Raw genomic sequence first — 21,806 nt, forward strand, 5'->3', positions numbered from 1 at the left:
GCGAACAACAGGACGCGCGGCCGTCAGTCGCCTTCCGTGCGCTCACGGGCGGCCAGCAGTCTGCGCAGCGAGTACAGCCGTGCCGGGTCGGCGTGCCCCTCGGCCACCCAGGCGTCCAGCGCGCAGTCCGGCTCGTCGTGGCTGCACGCGCGCGGGCAGCCCTCCGTGCCGGGTTCGAGGTCCGGGAAGGCGTTGATGACGCGGGAGGGGTCGACGTGCGCGAGGCCGAAGGACCGTACCCCCGGGGTGTCGATCACCCAGCTCCCCGCGGCCTCCAGGGGCAGGGCGAGGGCCGAGGTGGTGGTGTGGCGGCCGCGGCCCGTCACCGCGTTCACATGGCCCGTCGTGCGGCGGCGGTCCTCCGGGACCAGCGCGTTGACGAGGGTCGTCTTGCCGACGCCCGAGTGGCCGACGAAGGCCGTGACCCGGCCCTCCAGCTGCTCCCGCACCCGGTCGGCCGCGCCGCCGTCCGCCAGCTCCTCGCGGCTGGTGACGACGTACGGGATGTCCAGGGCGCCGTACAGCTCCAGCAGCTTGTCCGGCGGTGCCAGGTCCGACTTGGTCATCACCAGGAGGGGCTCCAGGCCGCCGTCGTATGCCGCGACCAGGCAGCGGTCGATCAGACGCGGGCGCGGCTCGGGGTCGGCCAGGGCGGTGACGATGGCCAGCTGGTCGGCGTTGGCGACCACCACCCGCTCGAACGGGTCGTCGTCGTCCGCGGTGCGGCGCAGCACCGACGAGCGCTCCTCGATGCGGACGATCCGCGCCAGCGTGTCCTTCTTCCCGGACAGGTCACCGACGAGCGCCACCCGGTCGCCCACCACCGCGGCCTTGCGGCCCAGCTCGCGGGCCTTCATCGCCATGACGGTACGGCCGTCGACGAGGCAGGTCAGACGGCCCCGGTCGATGGTGAGGACCATGCCCTCTGCCGCGTCCTCGTGCTTGGGCCGGATGTGCGTGCGGGGTCGGTTGCCCTTGCGGTTGGGGCGGCTGCGGATGTCGTCCTCGTCGGTGTGCTTGCCGTAACGGCGCATGGCGGTGGTCCCCTACGCCCTGTCGCTCCCGAGCATCCCGGCCCACAGCTCGGGGAAGTCGGGGAGGGTCTTCGCCGTGGTCGCCACGTTCTCGATCCGCACGCCGTCGACCGCCAGGCCGATGATCGCACCGGCCGTCGCCATGCGGTGGTCCTCGTACGTGTGGAAGATCCCCCCGTGCAGCGGGCGCGGCCGGATGTGCAGGCCGTCGGCCGTCTCGGTGACGTCACCGCCCAGCTCGTTGATCTCCTTGGTCAGCGCGGCCAGCCGGTCCGTCTCGTGCAGCCGCAGATGGGCCACGCCCCGCAGCGTCGAGGGGGAGTCCGCGAGCGCGGCGACCGCGGCGATGCCCGGGGTCAGCTCGCCGACGTCGCCCAGGTCCACGTCGATGCCGTGCACCGAGCCGGAGCCGGTGAAGACCAGGCCGTACTCGGTCAGCTCGCAGGAACCGCCCATCTCGGTGAAGATCTCGCGCAGCCGGTCACCCGGTTGGGTCGTCCTGGACGGCCAGTCCGGGATCAGCACCTTCCCGCCGGTGACCAGCGCCGCCGCCAGGAACGGCTGGGCGTTGGACAGGTCCGGCTCGATGGTCAGGTCGCGGCCGAGCAGCGCGCCCGGGGTCACCCGCCAGACGTTCGGCTCGCCGCCCGACTCGGGGGTGTCCACCTGGGCGCCGACCGCGCGCAGCATGTCGACCGTCATCCGGATGTGCGGCATGGAGGGCAGCGTCGCGCCGGTGTGGCGGACCTCGACGCCCTGGTTGAACCGGGGGCCGGACAGCAGCAGCGCCGACACGAACTGGGACGAGGACGAGGCGTCGACCGACACCGGGCCGCCGTCCAGCGCGCCGCCGCCGTGCACGGTCAGCGGCAGCGCGCCCCGGCCGTCGTCGTCGATCCGGGCGCCGAGCACGCGCAGCGCGTCGATCACGCCGTTCAGGGGACGCTCGTACGACCTGGGGTCGCCGTCGAAGCGGACCGGGCCGTCGGCCAGCGCGGCCACCGGCGGCAGGAAGCGCATGACGGTGCCGGCGTTGCCGACGTCGACCGTGGCCGGGCCGTGCAGGCCCGTCGGGAGCACGCGCCAGGCCTCGCCCGTGCCGTCCGGGCCCACCCCCTCCTCGATCTCCACGCCCATCGCGCGCAGGGCGCCGGCCATCAGCAGCGTGTCGCGGGAGCGCAGCGGGCGGCGCAGCCAGCCGGGCTCGGAGGCGAGGGCGGCGAGCACCAGGGCGCGGTTGGTGACCGACTTGGACCCGGGCACGTGGACCGTCGCGTCGACGGCTCCGCTCGCGTGCGGGGCGGGCCAGAGGGCGGTGTGTGCGTCGTTCGGGGCCATGGGCCCCACTTTAGTGGTGGACGGTCCGGGGCGTTGCGCGGCTGCGGGCCCGTCGGGGCTGGTCGCGCGAGCCTCAGACTTCCAGCAGCCAGCGGCCGCCACCGATCAGCGAGCACAGCGACACCACATGGAACAGGAACAGCCACAGGCCCGCCGGGACGTGCGTGAGCCGGGACAGCTGGTCCGCGTCGGAGTCGCCCGCGCCGCCGCGCGCCCGCTTCGCCTGGAGCTCGAACGCCGGGCGGACGCCGCCGAAGAGCAGGAACCACACCACCGCATAGGCGAACGCGGCCTGCACCTGGGGTCCGGCCAGCCAGGAGACCAGGAGGAAGGCGCCGCCCGCCAGGACCACCGTCAGCACGCCGTACGCGTTGCGGATCATCACCAGCATCGCCACCAGGAGCGCGGTCGCCAGCCACAGCAGCAGCGTGATCCGCCCGGCGGCCAGCAGGGCGGCGCCGCCCAGGCCCAGCAGCGGGGGAGCGGTGTAACCGGAGGCGGCGGTGAGGATCATGCCTATGCCGTACGGCTTGCCCCGGCTGAGGGTGAGGCCGCTGGTGTCGGAGTGCAGCCGTATGCCGGTGAGCTGGCGGCCGGTGAGCAGCGCGACGAGTCCGTGGCCGCCCTCGTGGGCGATGGTGATCGCGTTGCGGGAGACGCGCCACACGGTGTGCGGGACGACCACCGCGAGCGCCGCGCCAAGGGTGGCGAGCACCACCCACAGATCGGGGTCCGGCTGGGTCCCCATGAGGCGGTCCCAGAGGTCGGGCAGCGCGGTGGCGGCGGTGCTCTCCATGTTCGGCGGTTGCTCCCTCTCGCTATGCGGAGTCTGGCAGTGTGGCACGTATGTGCGGACGGTATGCGGCGAGTCGTAGGCCCGAGGATCTCGCGGGAATCTTTGAAATCGAGAAGTGGGAACCTGAGGAGACCTTGGAGCCGGACTACAACGTGGCTCCGACCAAGGAGGTCTACGCGGTCCTGGACCGTCCTGTGAAGGACGCCGACGCCCCGCGCCCGGTTCGCCAGCTGCGCAAGCTCAAGTGGGGTCTGGTCCCCTCCTGGGCCAAATCGCCCGAGGGCGGCGCGCGGATGATCAACGCGCGGGCGGAGACCGTGCACGAGAAGCCGTCCTACCGCCGCGCCTTCGCCGCCCGGCGCTGCATCCTGCCCGCCGACGGCTACTACGAGTGGGTCACCGGCAGTCAGGAGCGTGACCTGGAGGTCGAAGGGAAGAAGAAGCGGCCGCGCAAGCAGCCGTACTTCGTGCTGCCCGCCGACGGGTCGGTCTTCGCGATGGCCGGGCTGTACGAGTTCTGGCGGGACCGGACGCTGCCGGACGATCATCCGCAGGCCTGGTGGGCGACGTGCTCGGTGATCACCACGGAGGCGGAGCAGACGCCGCTGGCCGTCGCGCCCGCGGAGGGGCCGCATTCGCTGGCCGAGATTCATCCCCGGATGCCGCTGATGCTCACGGCGGATCGGTGGGACGCCTGGCTGGATCCTTCCCGCACCGATGTCGAGGATCTGCGGTCGCTGCTGGTGCCGCCGCCTGCGGGACTGATGCGGGCGTATCCCGTTTCCACGGCGGTGAGCAATGTGCGGAACAACGGTGCTGACCTGCTGAAGGAGCTGGAGGGGCCGGAGGTGGGCACGCTGTTCTGAGCGGGGTTCGGCGGCGCCCGCGGCTGGTGCCGGGGCGAGGTCGCGCAGCCCGGCGTTGCGGGGTGCCTCCGGGGGGTCTCCCCAGGCCCTTGAGGCACGGGGGGAGGCACGACTTGCCCGCAGCTGGGGCGGCGTACGCGGCTAGGCTGGCGCGCGTGGACACCGTGATCCGTACCGACACCGTCGACACCGATGCCGGAACCGCCCGTATCACCTGGCACCCGGCCAAGAAGCCGAAGCTCGTGCTGGCCGTCAGCCACGGTGCCGGCGGTGGTATCGAGGCGCGGGATCTTCAGGCGCTCGCCGGGGTGCTGCCTGGCCACGGGGTGACCGTCGCGCTCGTCGAGCAGCCCTGGCGGGTGGCCGGGAAGAAGGTGGCGCCCGCGCCCAGGACGCTGGACGCCGGGTGGCGCGGGGTCTGGCCCGTGATCGGCAAGCTGGGGCTGCCGGTGGTCTCCGGCGGGCGGAGTGCGGGGGCGCGGGTCGCCTGCCGTACGGCCGGAGAACTCGGTGCGCACGCCGTTCTCGCGCTCAGCTTCCCTCTGCACCCGCCGGGCAGGCCCGAGAAGTCCCGCGCCGACGAGCTGCTGGGCGCCGGGGTGCCGACGCTCGTCGTGCAGGGCGGCAACGATCCGTTCGGGAGGCCGGAGGAGTTCCCCGAGGGGACCCACGAGTTGGTCGAGGTGCCGTACGGCGATCACGGCTTCGCCGTGCCCAAGCGCGCGGGGATCACCCAGGAACGGGCACTGGAGGTCATCACCGACGCGGTCGTCCAGTGGACCGCGTCACTCGGCTGACCGCCGGGAATGCGCGGCACCGCGGCACTGTTGTGGCGGACGGAAGTGCTGAAGCACCAGCACGGATGTCGTAGGAGAGGAAGTCCGCCGCATGGGTTCGACCTTCTGCCCGAGCCGCAGCAGCCGTACTGACCTGGACTGGACAGTGCTGCACGCGGCCAAGACCGCTCCTATTCGAGCGGCGGCAGGCACCGGTCGTCGTCTATCCTCCGAATCGAGTGGGTCCGGTTTCGGTCTCACGCGCGATCTTGAGGAGGTGGGTCCGGTCACTGGGACGGACGCAGGGACCGACAACGGCCAGGCGGAGCTGCCCGAGGGCCAGGGCGCCGGCGCGGAGTCGACCGCGGAGCGCAGCGCGCGCTTCGAACGGGACGCGCTCGAATTCCTCGACCAGATGTATTCGGCCGCCCTGCGCATGACACGCAACCCGGCCGACGCCGAGGACCTGGTGCAGGAGATGTACGCGAAGGCGTACGCGTCCTTCCACCAGTTCCGCGAGGGCACCAACCTCAAGGCGTGGCTGTACCGGATCCTCACGAACACCTTCATCAACTCGTACCGCAAGAAGCAGCGCGAGCCCCAGCGCAGCGCGGCCGAGGAGATCGAGGACTGGCAGCTCGCCCGTGCCGAGTCGCACATGTCGACCGGTCTGCGCTCCGCCGAGTCGCAGGCGCTCGACCACCTGCCCGACTCGGACGTGAAGTCGGCGCTGCAGGCGATCCCCGAGGAATTCCGCATCGCCGTCTATCTCGCGGACGTAGAGGGCTTTGCGTACAAGGAGATCGCGGACATCATGGGGACACCCATCGGTACGGTGATGTCCCGGCTGCACCGGGGCCGCCGTCAACTGCGCGGCATGCTCGAGGACTACGCCCGCGAGCGTGGGCTGGTCCCGGCCGGCGCCGGGGAGTCGAACGAAGCGAAAGGCTCGGGCTCATGAGCTGCGGAGAGCCGCACGAGACGGACTGCCGTGAGGTCCTGGACCATCTGTACGAGTTCCTCGACAGTGAGATGCCGGACGTCGATCGCGACAAGTTCAAGCAGCACTTCCAGGAGTGCTCGCCGTGCCTGGAGAAGTACGGCCTGGAAGAGGCCGTGAAGAAGCTGGTCAAGCGGTGCTGCGGGCATGACGACGTGCCGACCGACCTGCGCGCCAAGGTCCTGGGGCGGCTCGACCTGATCCGTTCCGGCCAGGCCGTTCCCGAGCACGACGTGACGGCCGCACCGGTCACGAGCCAGGAGTCCTGACCCGGTTCTGACCCTCGGGTCATCACCCGAACGTGCTAATCCTCGGGTCATAGGCCCTCGAACCCCCCGACTACCGCCCTAGGCTCCGAACGCCTGGAAGGGCAGGGCATGGTCGGGGGAGGGGTCATGGAGGCGGTTCCGGCACGGGTACGCGGCTATGTGGCCGGTGTGGCCCTGCTCTCGCTGCTGTGTCCGTTGCCGCTGCCGGCACTCCACACCCCCTGGTGGGCGGTCGCCCTGCTCGCCGCGCTGTACACGGCCTGCGAGCACGTCGTACGGCGCCGTTTCCCGGGCACGTTCCACCCCGTCTACCCCGTCCTGCTCGCCGGGGCGTTCCTGCTGCCTCCGGCCGCCGCCGCCCTCGTACCGCTGCCGGGCGCGCTGCTGTCCCGCGTGGACCAGCGGCCCGCGACGGCGCGGCGGATCTGGCGGGCCGCCCGGCTGGCGCTCGCCGTGTGGGGCGCGGCGCAGGTGCACTGGGCGCTGGGCGGCCAGGCCGCGGTCGTCGCCTCCGACTTCCCGTACGCCCTGCTGCCCGCCGTGGCCGCCGTGCCGGCGTTCTGCCTGGTGCTGGCCGCCCTCGACGGCGGGATGCTCGCCGTCGAGGGCCGGGTGCCGGTGCGCCGGGCCTGGCGGGGGCTGCTGTCGCGGTCCCTGGCGCCGACCGGGGTGCACGGGCTGGCCGGGCTGATGATGGCCGTGCTGTGGCGCAGCCCGTACGGGCCGGTCGCCGCGCTGCTCGTGCTGCTGCCGATGTGCGTGTCCTGGTGGGTGTTCGCCCAGTACCACCGGGAGCGCGCCGCCCACCAGGCGACCATCCGCGCACTGGTGCAGGCCGTCGACATCAAGGACGGCTACACCCGCGGGCACAGCGAGCGCGTCGGACAGGCGTCCGTGCTGATCGCCCGGGAACTGGGCATGGACGACGAGCGGGTCGAGGTGCTGCGGTTCGCTGGGATCCTGCACGACGTCGGCAAACTCGGCGTGCCCACGCGGCTGCTCCGCAAGGACGGACCGCTCACCCCCGAGGAGCGGCGGATCATCGAACTGCACCCCGAGTACGGCCACGAGATGGTGCGCGGCATCTCCTTCCTCGGCGAGGCGCGGGCGGCGATCCTGCACCACCACGAGCGCCTGGACGGCACCGGATACCCCTACGGGCTGGTGGGCGGCCAGATCCCCGAGTGCGCCCGGGTCGTCGCCGTCGCGGACGCCTTCGACGCGATGACGTCCACCCGGTCCTACCGCAGGGCCCGGCCCGTACCGGTCGCCATGGAGGAGCTCCAGCGGTGCGCGGGGGCGCAGTTCGACCCCCGGATGGTCGCCGCGCTGGCCCGGGCCCTGGGACGGCACGGCTGGCGTCCCGCGGTCACCGCCGACGAGCCGGAGTGCGCCACGGCACCACCCGAACCCGTCGCGGGCCGGACCGGAGCGCGGCGATGACCGCGCTGCGCCTCATCCACGCCTCCGCCGCCCTCGTCGCCACCGCCGCCCTCGCCGACACCCTCTGGACCGGCCTGGACGAACGCGGTGCCGCGCTCGCCTTCGGCGTCCTCGTCACCGTCGGTGAACTCAGCCGGTGGACCGGCGCGCGGGTCAGGGAGGCCGCGCCCATCGGCGCCGCCGGGGCGCTGGCGTACGCGCTGCTCGGGGAGGACGCGGGACACGCCACCCGGCACGACGCGCCCCAGATCGTCGCCGTCGTCCTCGCCGCCTCCCTGCTGGGCAGCGTGCCGCACATCTGGAGCGGGCGGACCCCGACCCTCGACCACCTGGCGCGCCGCGTCCTCACCGTCGGCTTCGCCGCCGTCTGCTTCCAACCCCTGTACAACCGGGGCGTGTTCGAGACCTGGGGCGGGCCGGCCTACGCACTGCTGCTGATCGCGCTGCTCTCCCTCACCGCGCTGTGCGACGCCCTGCTGGCCGCCGCGCTGGCGCACTCCCGCAGCCGCTGGCCCTTCGGCCCGCTCCTCAGGGACGAGCTGCGGGGACTCGTCGGGATCGGGTCCGCCGTGTGCGCGACCGGGGCGGTGATCGCGCTCGCGATCGCCGTCGCGGGCCTGTGGGCGCTGCCCGTCTTCTGCCTGCCCCTGCTGCTCACCCAGCAGTCGCTGCGCCGGTACGCGGCCGTGCGCGCCACCTACCGGCAGACCATCGCCTCCCTCGCGCGGGCCACCGAGATAGCCGGTTACACCCCGGCCGGGCACGCCCACCGGGTCGCCGCGCTCAGCCGGGCCGTCGGCCGCGACCTGGGGCTCACCCGGCCCGAGCTGACCGTGCTGGAGTACGCGGCCCTCATGCACGACATCGGCCAGCTCAGCCTCGTCGACCCGGTGCCGGCCGGTGCCACCGCGGTGCTGCCCGCCGAGGAACAGCGGCGCATAGCGCTGCTCGGCGGGGCCGTCGTACGGCAGACCGGGGTGGACGCGGCGGTCGCCGTGGTCGTGGAGCGGCAGGCCGACCCCTATCCGGAGCAGCCGCTCGCCGCGCGGATCGTCCGGGCCGTGAACGCCTACGAGGAGAAGACCCGGGACGCCGGGCCCGGCGGGCCGCTGAAGGCGCTGGAGGAGCTGCGGCTCGGTACGGCCGGGGAGTACGCGCCCGAGGTCGTGGAGTCCCTCGCGCGGGTGCTGTGGCATCAGCGGGGCGGCGGGAGCCTGTCTGACCGTGCGGCAGGCTGGGTAACCCATGGGTAATGAGCGTCCTGGTCTGCGTACGTGGTTGGATGCGAGGGAGAGGGTGTCCGGGGGCACAAGCCAGCCCACTGTGCGGAACTGGAACTGGCAGGCGGGAATCGTGAGGATCTTCGGCAAGGGACGGCACCGGCCCTCCGCCTCCTGGCGGCAGGCCACCGACCGGGCGTTCACGCTGATCGGGGACGGCCGGTACGAGGACGCGGGCGAGCTGCTGACGCGCGCCGCCGACCTGGAGCCCTGGCTGTCGGAGTCCTGGTTCAACCTCGCCCTGCTGCACAAGTTCCGGCACGACTGGGAGCAGGCGCGGGCGGCGGGCCTCAGGGCCGTGGCGCTGCTCGACCGGGAGACCGGGGCGCCCGACTGGTGGAACGTGGGCATCGCCGCCACCGCCCTCCAGGACTGGCCGCTGGCCCGCCGGGCCTGGCAGGCCTACGGCCTGAGGGTGCCTGGGGGCACCTCCCGGCCGAAGGCTGGGGGAGGGGCCACCGGCTCCGGGGAGCCGCTGGGGATGGACCTGGGCAGCGCGGCCGTACGGCTGTCGCCGGAGGGCGAGGCCGAGGTCGTGTGGGGCCGCAGGCTCGATCCGGCGCGGATCGAGGTGCTGTCGATTCCGCTTCCCTCGTCCGGACGGCGCTGGGGCGAGGTCGTGCTCCACGACGGTGTGCCGCACGGTGAGCGGACCACGGCCGCCGGGCATGCCTACCCCGTCTTCGACGAGATCGAGCTGTGGGCGCCCTCGCCGGTACCCACCTGGGTGGTCCTCCTGGAGGCCGCCACCGAGTCCGACCGGGACGCCCTGGAGCAGCTCGCCGCCGACGCCGGCTTCGCGGCGGAGGACTGGTCGTCGTCCGTGCGGCTGCTGTGCCGGATGTGCTCCGAGTCCCGGATGCCGTCCGACGAGGGCGACGGTGTCCACCTGGACCCCCACGACCACAGCGAGCCGGGACACCCGGGCCCGCTGGGCCACCGGACCGACGGGCAGCTGTGGATGCCGGAGCGGGAATGCGGCGTCGCGGCGCCCGCCTCACTGGTGAGGGGGCTGCTGGACGGCTGGGTGGCGGACAGCCCGGACTCGCGTGACTGGCGGGATCTGGAAGAGGTCTGCTGAGCGTTCGCCGTACCCTGTATCAGCACCACACCTGTGGTGTGCACCCCAGTTTTTCCGAGGAAGGCGTACGTCGGTCATGGCCCAGCAGGACACCGATCAGCAGCACGCGGGCGTGCTCCCCGTCGACGAGGAGGGCTTCGTCGTCGACACGGAGGACTGCGAGGAGCGCGAGACCGCCTGGCGCGAGCGCGGCACCTCGCGGCCGATCACGGTCGTCGGCAACCCGGTGCTGCACAAGGAGTGCAAGGACGTCGCCGAGTTCGGCGAGGAGCTCGAGAAGCTGGTCGCCGACATGTTCGCCAGCCAGCGCACCGCCGAGGGCGTGGGCCTGGCCGCCAACCAGATCGGCGTCGACCTGAAGGTCTTCGTCTACGACTGCCAGGACGACGAGGGCGTGCGGCACGTCGGCGTGGTCTGCAACCCGAAGCTCGTCGACCTGCCCGCCGACAAGCGCCGGCTGGACGACAGCAACGAGGGCTGCCTGTCCGTCCCGACCGCGTACGCACCGCTCGCGCGGCCCGACTACGCCGAGGTCACCGGGCAGGACGAGAAGGGCAACCCGATCAAGGTACGGGGCACCGGCTACTTCGCTCGCTGTTTGCAGCACGAGACCGACCACCTGTACGGCTACCTCTACATCGACCGTCTCTCCAAGCGTGAACGCAAGGACGCGCTGCGGCAGATGGCCGAGAACGAGCCACGCTACCCCGTGGTCGCCAACGGCTGAGTCCCCGCTCCGCGCGTGCGAGGACCGTACGAGAGCAGCGACGACGCCCGGTCAGGATCCGTCCCGACCGGGCGTCGTTCGTTTGTTCGTCGCATGATTTCCGGCATCTTGGGGTGGTGAGTGAGGCAAATCCGTTCCCAGACTGGTCAGTTGTAGTGCTGAATGGAAGTGCGGGGATACGCAACGGCGCACGCCCGGCACAGCGGGAGGGGCGTGCGTAACTGGCGGCTGAGAGGGGTTTGTTCGTGCATGCTTTTCCACGCGGCACCACATCGACACCGACGGCGGTCGCGGTTCCGCCGTCGCTCGCCCTTCCGGTGATCGAGGACGCGTTTCCCCGGAACCTGCACCCGTATTGGCCAAAGCTTCAGGAGAAGACCCGCCTGTGGCTGCTCGAAAAACGGCTCATGCCGGCGGACAAGGTGGCGGAATATGCCGACGGACTGTGCTACACCGACCTCATGGCCGGCTACTACCTCGGGGCGCCCGACGAGGTGCTCCAGGCCATAGCCGACTACAGCGCGTGGTTCTTCGTCTGGGACGACCGCCACGACCGGGACATCGTCCACGGCCGCGCGGGCGACTGGCGGCGGCTCAGGTTCCGCCTGCACACGGCCCTCGACTCACCCGGGCACCAACTGCGCCACCCGGACCCTCTGGTAGCAGGCTTCGCGGACAGCGTGCTGCGGCTGTACTCCTTCCTGCCGGACACGTGGAACGCGCGGTTCGCCCGGCACTTCCACGCGGTGATCGAGGCGTACGACCGGGAGTTCCGCAACCGCACCCAGGGACACGTCCCCGAGGTCGAGGAGTACCTCGCCCTCAGGCGCCAGACATTCGCCCACTGGATATGGACGGACCTGCTGGAGCCGAGCGCGGGACTCGAACTCCCGGACGCCGTACGGAAACACCCGGCATACCGCCGCCCGGCCCTGCTGAGCCAGGAATTCGCCGCGTGGTACAACGACCTCTGCTCGCTGCCGAAGGAAATCGCGGGCGACGAGGTGCACAATCTCGGAATCAGCCTGATCACCCATCAGGAACTCACCCTGGAAGAGGCGGTCGGGGAAGTCAGGCGGCGCGTCGAGCAATGCATCGACGAATTCCTGGAGGCGGAGCGGACCGCCTTACGGTTCGCCGACGACCTCGACGACGGCACGGCGCCGGGAAAGGAACTCGGCGCGGCCGTACGGGCCTGCCTCGGCAATATGCGGAACTGGTTCAGCTCCGTCTACTGGTTCCACCACGAATCCGGACGGTACATGGTCGACAGCTGGGACGACCGGTCCACGCCCCCGTACGTCAACAACGAAGCGGCAGGTGAGAAATGACCGTCGAATCCGCGCGACCCGTGACGCCCGACGCGCCGGAGCTGCGGGAACCACCCCTCGCCGCAGGCGCCGTCCCGCTCCTCGGCCACGGCTGGCAGCTGGCCCGCGACCCGCTGGTCTTCATGTCGCGGCTGCGCGACCACGGCGATGTCGTGCGCCTCAGGCTCGGCCCCAAGACGGTGTACGCCGTCACCACGCCGGAGCTCACCGGCGCGCTGGCACTCAGCCCCGACTACAAGATCGACGGGCCGCTGTGGGAGTCCCTGGAGGGCCTGCTCGGCAAGGAGGGCGTGGCCACCGCCAACGGCTCCCGGCACCGCCGCCAGCGGCGCACCATCCAGCCCGCCTTCCGCCTCGACGCGATCCCCGCCTACGGGCCGATCATGGAGGAGGAGGCGCACGCGCTGACCGAGCGCTGGCGGGCCGGTGAGACCCTCGACTGCACCTCCGAGTCCTTCCGCGTCGCCGTGCGCATCGCGGCCCGCTGCCTGCTGCGCGGCGAGTACATGGACGAGCGGGCCGAGCGGCTGTGCGTCGCCCTCGCCACCGTCTTCCGGGGTATGTACCGCCGGATGGTCGTCCCGCTCGGACCGCTCTACCGGCTGCCGCTGCCGGCCAACCGGGAATTCAACCGGGCCCTGGCCGATTTGCATCTACTGGTCGACGAGATCGTCGCCGAACGCCGGGCATCTGGTCAAAAGCCGGACGATTTGCTGACGGCATTGCTGGAGGCGAGGGACGACAATGGCGACCCCATCGGAGAACAGGAGATCCACGATCAGGTGGTAGCGATACTCACCCCCGGAAGCGAAACAGTCGCCTCCACGATCATGTGGCTCCTCCAGGTCCTCGCCGAACACCCGGAACACGCCGCCAGGGTGCGCACCGAGGTCGAATCCGTGACAGGCGGCCGGCCCGTCGGATTCGACGACGTGCGGCGGCTGGCCCACACGAACAATCTCGTCGTCGAGGCCATGCGTTTGCGTCCCGCCGTATGGATATTGACGCGGCGGGCGGTGACCGACACCGCTCTCGGCGGCTATCGCATTCCGGCGGGGGCGGACATCGTCTACAGCCCGTACGCGATCCAGCGCGACGCGCGTTCCTACCCGGACCACCTCGGGTTCGACCCCGACCGCTGGCTGCCGGAGCGGGCCAAGGACGTGCCCAAGTACGCGATGAGTCCCTTCAGCGTCGGTAACCGCAAGTGCCCCAGCGACCACTTCTCCATGGCCCAGCTGACCCTGATCACCGCGGCGGTGTCGGCGAAGTACCGCTTCGAGCAGGTCAGCGGGTCGAACGACGCGACCCGGGTGGGCATCACGCTCCGCCCGCACCGGCTGCTGCTCAAGCCCGTGGAGTGGTGACGCACCCCGTGTGACGCCTGCCGATACCGGCGCGCGCTCAGGCGGCCTCAGGTCCCCTGAACGCGCGCCGGTAGGCGTTCGGTGTCGTGCCCAGCGCCCGGACGAACTGGTGGCGCAGCGCGGCCGCCGTACCGAACCCGGTCCGCCAGGCGATCGCGTCCATCGTCTCGTCCGTGCCCTCCAGCAACTCCTGAGCCAGCAACACCCGTTGGCGCAGGATCCAGCGGTAGGGGGTGGTGCCCGTCTCCTGCTGGAAGCGGCGGGCGAAGGTGCGCGGGGCCATATGGGCGCGGGCCGCGAGCTGTTCCACGGTGACCTCCTCGTCGAGGTGCTGCTCCATCCACGCCAGCACCTCGCCCACGGTGTCGCAGGAGCTCTTCGGCAGCGGCCGCTCGATGTACTGCGCCTGCCCGCCGTCCCGGTGCGGCGGCACCACCATGCGCCGGGCGATCTTGTTGGCGACCTCCGGGCCCTGCTCCTTGCGCACGATGTGCAGACAGGCGTCGATCCCGGCGGCGGTACCGGCCGAGGTGATCACCGGGTCCGCGTCGACGTAGAGGACGTCGGGTTCGACGAGCGCGCGCGGGTACTGCCGGGTCAGCTCGTCCGCATGGTGCCAGTGCACCGCGCAGCGCCGCCCGTCGAGCAGCCCGGCGGCACCGAGCACGAACACCCCTGAGCACACGCTCAGCACCCGGGCCCCGCGCTCCACGGCCCGCACCAGGGCGTCGAGGAGCGCGGGCGGGTAGTCCCGGCGGTGGTACTCGCTACCGGCCGGCACGGTGATCAGATCGGCCTGGTCGAGCCGGTCGAGACCGTACGGCGTGGACACGGTCAGCCCGCCGACGTGCGTGCCCAGCGCCGGGCCCTCGGCCGACACCACCGCGAAGTCGTACACAGGCAGCCCCTCGTCGCTGCGGTCGATGCCGAACACCTCGCAGACGACGCCGAGCTCGAAGGGATGGACGCCGTCCAGCAGCACGGCCGCCACGTTCTTCAGCATGCTGCCAGTGTGCCCCCGCAGTGGCAGGAATTTGAAGGTGTACGGCAGTCCTGCCACTCACGGTAAGCAGTATCCGGCGCGACAGTGGTGTCATGACTACAGCGCAGACAGAAGGCCTGACCGCAATGCTCGTCGTCCTCGGGATCTTTGTCCTCCTGGTCCTCCCGTCACTGATCGGCATCGCGCACGACCGGCGCGTCGACCGACAGATCAGGGAGGCCCAGCAGGCCAGGGAAGAGACCGCGGATCAGAAGTCCTCGTCCAGGTCGACGGTGCCCTCCACCGCCACCTGGTACGCCGAAGGACGCCGCTCGAAGAAGTTGGTCAGCTCCTGAACACCCTGGAGCTCCATGAAGGAGAAGGGGTTCTCGGAGCCGTACACCGGGGCGAAGCCGAGGCGCGTCAGACGCTGGTCGGCGACGCACTCCAGATACTGTCGCATCGAGTCGGTGTTCATACCCGGGAGGCCGTCACCGCACAGGTCGCGCGCGAACTGGAGCTCGGCCTCGACGGCCTCCCGCAGCATGCCGGTGACCTGCTGCTGGAGCTCGTCGTCGAAGAGGTCCGGCTCCTCCTTGCGGACGGTGTCCACGACGTCGAAGGCGAAGGACATGTGCATCGTCTCGTCGCGGAACACCCAGTTGGTGCCGGTGGCCAGACCGTGCAGCAGGCCCCGGCTGCGGAACCAGTAGACGTACGCGAAGGCACCGTAGAAGAACAGGCCCTCGATGCACGCGGCGAAGCAGATGAGGTTGAGCAGGAAGCGGCGGCGGTCCGCCCTGGACTCCAGCCGGTCCAGCTTCTCGACCTCGTTGATCCACTTGAAGCAGAACCCGGCCTTCTCGCGGATGGACGGGATGTTCTCCACGGCCGCGAAGGCGGCGGTACGGTCGTCCGGGTCGGGAAGGTAGGTGTCCAGGAGCGTCAGGTAGAACTGGACGTGCACGGCCTCCTCGAAGAGCTGGCGGCTCAGGTACAGCCGGGCCTCGGGGGAGTTGATGTGCTTGTAGAGGGTCAGCACCAGGTTGTTCGCGACGATCGAGTCGCCCGTCGCGAAGAACGCGACCAGACGGCCGATCAGGTGCTGCTCCGCCGGAGTCAGCTTCGCGAGGTCGGCGACGTCCGAGTGCAGGTCGACCTCCTCCACGGTCCAGGTGTTCTTGATGGCGTCCCGGTAGCGCTCGTAGAAGTCGGGGTAGCGCATCGGGCGGAGAGTCAGCTCGAAGCCGGGGTCGAGCAGGTTCTGGTTGCTGGGCATTACTGGCAGGCCTCGCAGGACTCGGGGTTTTCCAGGGAGCAGGCGACCGCGTCGGGGTCGGCGACCTGCTGGACGGGGATGGTCTTCTGGGCCTGTGCCTGGCCCTGGGCGGCGCGGGCGATACGGGTCGCAGGGCGGGAACGCAGGTAGTACGTCGTCTTCAGGCCCTGCTTCCAGGCGTACGCGTACATCGAGGAGAGCTTGCCGATGGTCGGCGTCTCCAAGAACAGGTTCAGGGACTGGGACTGGTCCAGGAACGGGGTGCGGGCGGCGGCCATGTCGATCAGGCCGCGCTGCGGGATCTCCCAGGCCGTGCGGTACAGCGCCCGTACCTCGGCCGGGATCCAGGAGAAGTCCTGCACCGAGCCGTTGGCGTCGCGCAGCGCCTCACGGGTGCGGGCGTCCCAGACGCCGAGCTCCTTGAGGTCCTTCACCAGGTACGAGTTGACCTGGAGGAACTCGCCGGACAGCGTCTCGCGCTTGAACAGGTTGGACACCTGCGGCTCGATGCACTCGTAGACGCCGGCGATCGAGGCGATGGTGGCGGTGGGGGCGATGGCCAGCAGCAGCGAGTTGCGCATGCCGGTCGTCGCGACGCGCTCGCGCAGCGCCGCCCAGCGCTCCGGCCAGGTCAGCTCGGCGTCGTAGTGGTCGGGGTGCAGGAAACCCCTCGCGGTACGGGTCTTCTCCCAGGCCGGCAGCGGGCCGTTGCGCTCGGCGAGGTCGGCGGAGGCCTCGTACGCGGCGAGCATGACGCGCTCGGCGATACGCGTGGACAGCGCCTTCGCCTCCGGCGAGTCGAAGGGCAGCCGCAGCTTGAAGAAGACGTCCTGAAGACCCATCGCGCCCAGGCCGACCGGGCGCCACTTGGCGTTGGAGCGGCCGGCCTGCTCGGTGGGGTAGAAGTTGATGTCGACGACGCGGTCGAGGAAGGTGACGGCGGTACGGACGGTGGCGTCCAGCCGCTCCCAGTCGATGTCGCCGGTCGCGGTGTCGACGAAGGCGCCGAGGTTGACCGAACCCAGGTTGCAGACCGCGGTCTCCCCGTCGTCCGTGACCTCCAGGATCTCCGTGCACAGGTTCGAGGAGTGCACGACGTGGCCCGGCTCGGCCGTCTGGTTGGCGGTGCGGTTGGCGGCGTCCTTGAAGGTCATCCAGCCGTTGCCGGTCTGCGCGAGGGTGCGCATCATACGGCCGTACAGATCACGGGCCGGGATGGTCTTCTTGGCGAGACCCTCGGCTTCGGCCTTGCGGTACGCGGCGTCGAACTCCTCGCCCCACAGGTCGACCAGCTCGGGCACGTCGGCCGGGGAGAACAGGGACCACTGCCCGTCGGCGTTCACGCGGCGCATGAACTCGTCCGGGACCCAGTGCGCGAGATTGAGGTTGTGCGTACGGCGGGCGTCCTCGCCGGTGTTGTCGCGCAGCTCCAGGAACTCCTCGATGTCGGAGTGCCAGGTCTCCAGGTAGACCGCGGCGGCGCCCTTGCGCCTGCCGCCCTGGTTCACCGCGGCGACCGACGCGTCGAGGGTCTTGAGGAACGGCACGATGCCGTTGGAGTGCCCGTTGGTGCCGCGGATGAGGGAGCCGCGTGAACGGATCCGGCTGTACGACAGACCGATGCCGCCGGCGTGCTTGGAGAGCCGGGCGACCTGGTGGTAGCGGTCGTAGATGGAGTCCAGCTCGTCCTTGGGGGAGTCGAGGAGGTAGCAGGACGACATCTGGGGGTGCCGGGTGCCGGAGTTGAACAGGGTGGGGGAGGAGGGCAGGTAGTCGAGGCGGCTCATCAGGCCGTAGAGCGCGGCGACTTCGTCGACGGAGTGGGTCCCCGTTTTTGGATCGAACGCAGCGTCCTCGGCGAGGCCGCTGGCCACCCGCAGCAGGAAGTGCTGGGGCGTCTCGACGACCTTGCGGGTGTGGGGGTGCCGCAGGAGATAGCGGCTGTGCAGGGTGCGCAGGCCGAAGTAGCCGAAGCGGTCGTCGGCGTCGGTGTCGATCAGCGCGTCCAGGCGGGCCGCGTGCAGCCGTACGAAGTCGGCGGTGCGGTCGGCGATGAGGCCCTCGCGGTGGCCGACGGCCACGGACCCGGTGAACGAGGTGACGCCCTGGGAGGCGGCCTCCGCGGCGATGCTGATCGTCAGCAGCCGGGCGGCCAGCCGCGAGTAGGCCGGGTCCTCGGAGATCAGGCCGGCGGCCGCCTCCGTGGCCAGTTCGCGCAGTTCCGCCTCGTCGGCACGGGCGGACCGGCCGCGCAGCGCGGCGGCGGCCACCCGGCCGGGGTCGGCGTCGGGCAGGTCGGCGGTCAGCTCGGTCAGGGTCCGCAACAGCGCGGCACCGGGACCGTCGGACTCCACCGGGGTCGCCTCGGTCGCCGGGATGGCTGAAGCCGGGTCGGCTGGCGCGATGGTCACGTGGGGCACTCCCTCGCTCGGCAGGGGGCCTGGCGGAGGGCAGGGGGCAGCACACGAGCGCGCACGGCGTCGCGTCCACCGGCCCACTCCACGAGGCCCGGACGTCAAGGCACCCGGGCCGGACGGCCGGGGCGCGCTGTCGGCAGGTCCTCGGACTGACTCCTGTGCACAGACATGCACAAGTACACCGTTGCGGGACAGTTCCGGATTCGCACCGGATTCCCCTGTGGCGACAGCGAGCATGAGCATACATCTTGTGCTCGCCTGTCACGCCACCACCAGATGTTGTGTCGGGGTGGTTTCAGAGCGTCAACTTGTAGGTGCGGAGAGTGAGGTCGTCCAGGTGCGGCACGGGATTCCAGTCCCGCTCCGGTGTGCGAACGAAGCCGAGACGTTCGTAGAGCCGGTGGGCGGTGTGCATGGAGCGCTGGCTCGACAGGACGACGTGGGTGCGGCCTTCCGTGGCGCGGGCGCGGTCGATGCAGGCTCTGACGAGGGCCTCGCCGACACCTTGCCCGCGGGCCCCGTGCTCGACGGCCAGGGCGCGGATCTCGGCCTCTCCGGGGCCGGCGATGTCGGCCATGGGACCGCCGTCGGGGACATAGGTGACGCCACCGAGCAGCTTGCCGTCGCGCACCGCGACCAGTACCTCGGCGGCGGCGGCTCGCTTCGCGACGTCCTTCAGCACGGGCAGGTACTCGTCGCCCTCGCCGTAGTCGAGGAGGCCGTCGTCGAGGTACGCGCGGGCGGTTATGTCACCGAGAGCGGCGTACTCGGCGGGTTTCGCTTCGCGGATCCGGATGTCCATGGCGCGCAGTGTGCCCCACGCACACGACGGCGGGCCGCCGGATTTTCCGACGGCCCGCCGACAGCCCTGCCCGGTGTGGGGCCTCCGCTAGTGGGAAGCTCCGGCCGTCGCCGGCGGCAGTTCCACCTCGACGCCCGGGTCGCCCGCGTCCGCCGTGTAGTCCTCCGGCTTGGTCTCGTCGACACCCTCGGGGGCCTTCGCCGCCTTCAGGACGAAGGTCAGGACCACGGTCACGACGACATTGAGGACGAACGCCGTGAGGCCGATGTAGCCGATCTCGCCGATGCCGGGGATCTCCTTCGCCGAGCCGCCGAAGTGCTTCTGCGTCGGCGAGGCCACCCCGTACGCGGCGACCGTGCCGTACACCATGCCGACCGCCCAGCCGGCCAGCAGGGCCCAGCGGTGGAACCAGCGGGTGAACAGGCCACCGACCAGGGCCGGGAAGGTCTGGAGGATCCAGATGCCGCCGAGCAGCTGGAAGTTGATGGCGACCGTCTTGTCCATGGTCAGGACGAAGACCAGCGCGCCCACCTTCACCAGCAGCGACACGATCTTGGAGACCCGGGTCTCCTCCTTCGCCGTGGCGTCCGGCTTGATGAAGTCCTTGTAGATGTTGCGGGTGAAGAGGTTGGCCGCCGCGATCGACATGATCGCCGCCGGCACCAGCGCGCCGATGCCGATCGCCGCGAAGGCCACGCCCGCGAACCAGTCCGGGAACATGTCCTCGAACAGCTGCGGGATCGCCAGCTGGCCGTTGGTGACCTTCACCCCGGCCGCGATCGCCATGAAGCCCAGCAGCGCCAGCAGACCGAGCATCAGCGAGTACAGCGGCAGGATCGTGGTGTTGCGGCGGATCACCTCACGGCTGCGCGAGGACAGGGTCGCGGTGATCGAGTGCGGGTACATGAACAGCGCCAGCGCCGAGCCCAACGCCAGCGTGGCGTACGTCCACTGGCCCGCCTCCGCCGGCACGAGCGCGCCGCGCGGCTTCCCGGTCGCCGGGTTGACCTGGCTGAACGCGTGGCCCGCCTTGGCGAAGACGTCGTCGAAGCCGCCCAGCTTGACCGGGATGTAGATGATCGCGACGGCTATGACGATGTAGATCAGCGCGTCCTTGACGAACGCGATCAGCGCGGGTGCCCTGAGGCCCGAGGAGTACGTGTACGCGGCCAGCACGCCGAAGGCGATCAGCAGCGGCAGGTCCTTCACGAACCAGTTGGTGTTCTCGCCGCCGCCGACGCCCATCACGTCCAGTACGGCCTGGATGCCGACCAGTTGGAGCGCGATGTACGGCATCGTCGCCAGGATGCCGGTCAGCGCCACCGCCAGCGACAGGCCCTTGGAGCCGAACCGGCCGCGCACGAAGTCCGAGGTCGTCACATAGCCGTGCTTGTGCGAGACCGACCACAGGCGGGGCAGGAAGGTGAAGATCAACGGGTAGACGAGGATGGTGTACGGCACCGCGAAGAAGCCCGCCGCGCCCGCCGCGTAGATCGCCGCCGGCACCGCCACGAAGGTGTAGGCCGTGTACAGGTCGCCGCCGAGCAGGAACCAGGTGATCCAGGTGCCGAACGACCGGCCGCCCAGGCCCCATTCGTCGAGGCTGTGCTCGTCGTCGGCCCTGCGCCAGCGCGCGGCGAGGAAGCCCATGACCGTGACGGCCAGGAAGAAGAAGATGAAGACGCCGAGCGCGACGCCGTTCACGCCGTCCTTCATTCCGCCGCACCCCCCTTCGCGGTCTGGCGGGCACGCTGGTCACGGCGCCACAACTGGTAGGCGGTCACGGTCAGCGCGGTGGAGATGAGCACCCACAGCATCTGGTACCAGTAGAAGAACGGGATCCCTATGAACGCTGGGTCCGCCTTGGCGAAGGAGCCGACCCACAGCATCGCCACGAAGGGCGCGACGAGACACAGGCCGATGATCACCCGGACCGGTGTCACGACCGGTGGTTTCACTTCAGGCGTTTCCGACATGCCACAGCTCCGTCCCCTCACTGATCACCTGTGTAATGCGCAGGCAATCTAGGGGACAGTGTCACGTCAGCGGAAGACCTCATCCGCATATCGGTATGTCGATTTCGGGGGCGTGGCGTGAAGACGCCGACGCGCCTAGGGCCTGTTGCGAAAGTCCCGTCGTCCGCCCGGAGGGCGGGCCGGGCGTCGCTGGGCTGGGGGCACCTCCCGGCCGAAGGCTGGGGGAGGGACTTTCGCAACAGGCCCTAGTCCTGCGGCCGCTTGAGTCTCGCCACGAACTTGTAGCGGTCCCCCCGGTACACCGACCGCACCCACTCCACGGGCTTGCCCTCGCGGTCCAGGGAGTGCCGGGAGAGCATCAGCATCGGCAGGCCCACGTCCGTACCGAGCAGGCCCGCCTCGCGCGGGGTGGCCAGCGAGGTCTCGATGGTCTCCTCGGCCTCGGCGAGGTGGACGTCGTAGACCTCGGCGAGCGCGGTGTACAGCGAGGTGTACTTCACGAGGCTGCGGCGCAGCGCCGGGAAGCGCTTGGCCGACAGATGCGTGGTCTCGATGGCCATCGGCTCACCGTTGGCCATGCGCAGCCGCTCGATGCGCAGCACCCTGCCTCCGGCCGTGATGTCGAGCAGCTCGGCGAGCCGCTCGTCGGCGGTGATGTAGCCGACGTCCAGCAGCTGCGAGGTCGGCTCCAGGCCCTGGGCACGCATGTCCTCGGTGTAGCTGGTGAGTTGCAGCGCCTGCGAGACCTTCGGCTTGGCGACGAAGGTGCCCTTGCCCTGGATGCGCTCCAGCCGGCCCTCGACGACCAGCTCCTGAAGGGCCTGGCGCACGGTGGTGCGAGAGGTGTCGAACTCGGCGGCCAGCGTGCGCTCGGGCGGGACGGGGGTGCCCGGCGCCTGGGTCTCCGTCATGTCGAGCAGGTGCTTCTTCAGGCGGTAGTACTTGGGCACGCGCGCGGTACGGACGGTGGCGCCATTCTCGTTCTCCGCACTGCTGACGTCGGTGCTCATGCTCTGCCTTCCCGGCTCCGGGTGCCCAAGCG

At 70.7% G+C, this 21,806-nt stretch carries 20 protein-coding genes and 1 riboswitch; of the genes, 10 read left to right on the forward strand and 10 right to left on the reverse strand.

What is annotated here, in order from left to right:
* Window positions 1–23 precede the first annotated feature (23 nt).
* The 3 genes from rsgA to ACWGJM_RS24225 form a co-directional block, all read right to left on the reverse strand.
* On the reverse strand, window positions 24–1,034 hold the full coding sequence (gene rsgA / locus ACWGJM_RS24215; RefSeq protein ID WP_453413768.1) for a ribosome small subunit-dependent GTPase A: 1,011 nt from the start codon (window positions 1,032–1,034) through the stop codon (window positions 24–26).
* 12 nt (window positions 1,035–1,046) lie between these two features.
* A complete protein-coding gene (aroA, locus tag ACWGJM_RS24220; protein WP_453413769.1) occupies window positions 1,047–2,372 on the reverse strand; it encodes a 3-phosphoshikimate 1-carboxyvinyltransferase in 1,326 nt (441 codons plus the stop codon).
* 73 nt (window positions 2,373–2,445) lie between these two features.
* Window positions 2,446–3,168, reverse strand: a complete 723-nt coding sequence (locus tag ACWGJM_RS24225) for a M50 family metallopeptidase (protein ID WP_453413770.1) — start codon at window positions 3,166–3,168, stop codon at window positions 2,446–2,448.
* Window positions 3,169–3,218: 50 nt separating this feature from the next.
* Between ACWGJM_RS24225 and ACWGJM_RS24230 the strand changes: the two genes are divergently transcribed.
* The 10 genes from ACWGJM_RS24230 (at window position 3,219) to ACWGJM_RS24275 (ending at window position 13,308) form a co-directional block, all read left to right on the forward strand.
* Window positions 3,219–4,034, forward strand: coding sequence for an SOS response-associated peptidase (locus tag ACWGJM_RS24230; RefSeq protein WP_453413771.1), 816 nt, complete (start codon window positions 3,219–3,221; stop codon window positions 4,032–4,034).
* A 164-nt stretch (window positions 4,035–4,198) separates the two neighbouring features.
* Window positions 4,199–4,831 carry an alpha/beta hydrolase family protein gene (locus tag ACWGJM_RS24235; protein WP_453413861.1) on the forward strand — a complete coding sequence of 211 codons (633 nt, stop codon included), beginning with the start codon at window positions 4,199–4,201 and terminating at the stop codon, window positions 4,829–4,831.
* Between the two features lie 256 nt (window positions 4,832–5,087).
* Window positions 5,088–5,771: an RNA polymerase sigma factor SigR gene (gene sigR / locus ACWGJM_RS24240; protein WP_453413772.1), complete on the forward strand. Its 684-nt coding sequence runs from the start codon at window positions 5,088–5,090 to the stop codon at window positions 5,769–5,771.
* Window positions 5,768–6,079, forward strand: a complete 312-nt coding sequence (gene rsrA, locus ACWGJM_RS24245) for a mycothiol system anti-sigma-R factor (RefSeq protein WP_453413773.1) — start codon at window positions 5,768–5,770, stop codon at window positions 6,077–6,079. The genes sigR and rsrA overlap by 4 nt, the downstream gene beginning before the upstream one ends.
* Before the next feature lie 126 nt (window positions 6,080–6,205).
* Window positions 6,206–7,522, forward strand: coding sequence for an HD-GYP domain-containing protein (locus ACWGJM_RS24250; protein ID WP_453413774.1), 1,317 nt, complete (start codon window positions 6,206–6,208; stop codon window positions 7,520–7,522).
* Entirely contained in the window at window positions 7,519–8,775 is a 1,257-nt protein-coding gene (locus tag ACWGJM_RS24255) for an HD-GYP domain-containing protein (RefSeq protein ID WP_453413775.1), read from the forward strand. The genes ACWGJM_RS24250 and ACWGJM_RS24255 overlap by 4 nt, the downstream gene beginning before the upstream one ends.
* A 100-nt stretch (window positions 8,776–8,875) precedes the next feature.
* A complete protein-coding gene (locus ACWGJM_RS24260) occupies window positions 8,876–9,883 on the forward strand; it encodes a tetratricopeptide repeat protein (protein ID WP_453413776.1) in 1,008 nt (335 codons plus the stop codon).
* 76 nt (window positions 9,884–9,959) lie between these two features.
* Window positions 9,960–10,610 (forward strand): peptide deformylase, encoded by a 651-nt coding sequence (gene def, locus ACWGJM_RS24265; RefSeq protein WP_453413777.1) that lies wholly within the window; start codon window positions 9,960–9,962, stop codon window positions 10,608–10,610.
* Window positions 10,611–10,855: 245 nt separating this feature from the next.
* Window positions 10,856–11,941: an epi-isozizaene synthase gene (cyc1, locus tag ACWGJM_RS24270; RefSeq protein WP_453413778.1), complete on the forward strand. Its 1,086-nt coding sequence runs from the start codon at window positions 10,856–10,858 to the stop codon at window positions 11,939–11,941.
* On the forward strand, window positions 11,938–13,308 hold the full coding sequence (locus ACWGJM_RS24275; protein ID WP_453413779.1) for a bifunctional albaflavenone monooxygenase/terpene synthase: 1,371 nt from the start codon (window positions 11,938–11,940) through the stop codon (window positions 13,306–13,308). Before cyc1 ends, ACWGJM_RS24275 begins: the two co-directional genes overlap by 4 nt.
* A gap of 37 nt (window positions 13,309–13,345) precedes the next feature.
* Here ACWGJM_RS24275 and ACWGJM_RS24280 read toward each other — a convergent pair whose 3' ends face one another.
* The 7 genes from ACWGJM_RS24280 to ACWGJM_RS24310 form a co-directional block, all read right to left on the reverse strand.
* Complete coding sequence (locus tag ACWGJM_RS24280) at window positions 13,346–14,311, reverse strand: GlxA family transcriptional regulator (RefSeq protein WP_453413780.1); 966 nt, start codon at window positions 14,309–14,311, stop codon at window positions 13,346–13,348.
* A gap of 247 nt (window positions 14,312–14,558) precedes the next feature.
* Window positions 14,559–15,569 (reverse strand): ribonucleotide-diphosphate reductase subunit beta, encoded by a 1,011-nt coding sequence (locus ACWGJM_RS24285; protein WP_453413781.1) that lies wholly within the window; start codon window positions 15,567–15,569, stop codon window positions 14,559–14,561.
* Window positions 15,569–17,980: a ribonucleoside-diphosphate reductase subunit alpha gene (locus ACWGJM_RS24290; protein ID WP_453413782.1), complete on the reverse strand. Its 2,412-nt coding sequence runs from the start codon at window positions 17,978–17,980 to the stop codon at window positions 15,569–15,571. Before ACWGJM_RS24290 ends, ACWGJM_RS24285 begins: the two co-directional genes overlap by 1 nt.
* Before the next feature lie 124 nt (window positions 17,981–18,104).
* Window positions 18,105–18,229: riboswitch (cobalamin riboswitch) on the reverse strand.
* 52 nt (window positions 18,230–18,281) lie between these two features.
* The gene (locus ACWGJM_RS24295; protein WP_453413783.1) at window positions 18,282–18,788 is read right to left on the reverse strand and encodes a GNAT family N-acetyltransferase; all 507 of its coding nucleotides are present in this window, start codon (window positions 18,786–18,788) and stop codon (window positions 18,282–18,284) included.
* An 87-nt stretch (window positions 18,789–18,875) separates the two neighbouring features.
* Window positions 18,876–20,504: a monocarboxylate uptake permease MctP gene (mctP, locus tag ACWGJM_RS24300; RefSeq protein WP_453413784.1), complete on the reverse strand. Its 1,629-nt coding sequence runs from the start codon at window positions 20,502–20,504 to the stop codon at window positions 18,876–18,878.
* Window positions 20,501–20,764, reverse strand: coding sequence for a DUF3311 domain-containing protein (locus ACWGJM_RS24305; protein ID WP_453413785.1), 264 nt, complete (start codon window positions 20,762–20,764; stop codon window positions 20,501–20,503). Before ACWGJM_RS24305 ends, mctP begins: the two co-directional genes overlap by 4 nt.
* A gap of 245 nt (window positions 20,765–21,009) precedes the next feature.
* Window positions 21,010–21,774 (reverse strand): GntR family transcriptional regulator, encoded by a 765-nt coding sequence (locus tag ACWGJM_RS24310; protein WP_453413786.1) that lies wholly within the window; start codon window positions 21,772–21,774, stop codon window positions 21,010–21,012.
* Between the last annotated feature and the right edge of the window lie 32 nt (window positions 21,775–21,806).

The organism is Streptomyces sp. NPDC054834 (assembly GCF_053611185.1).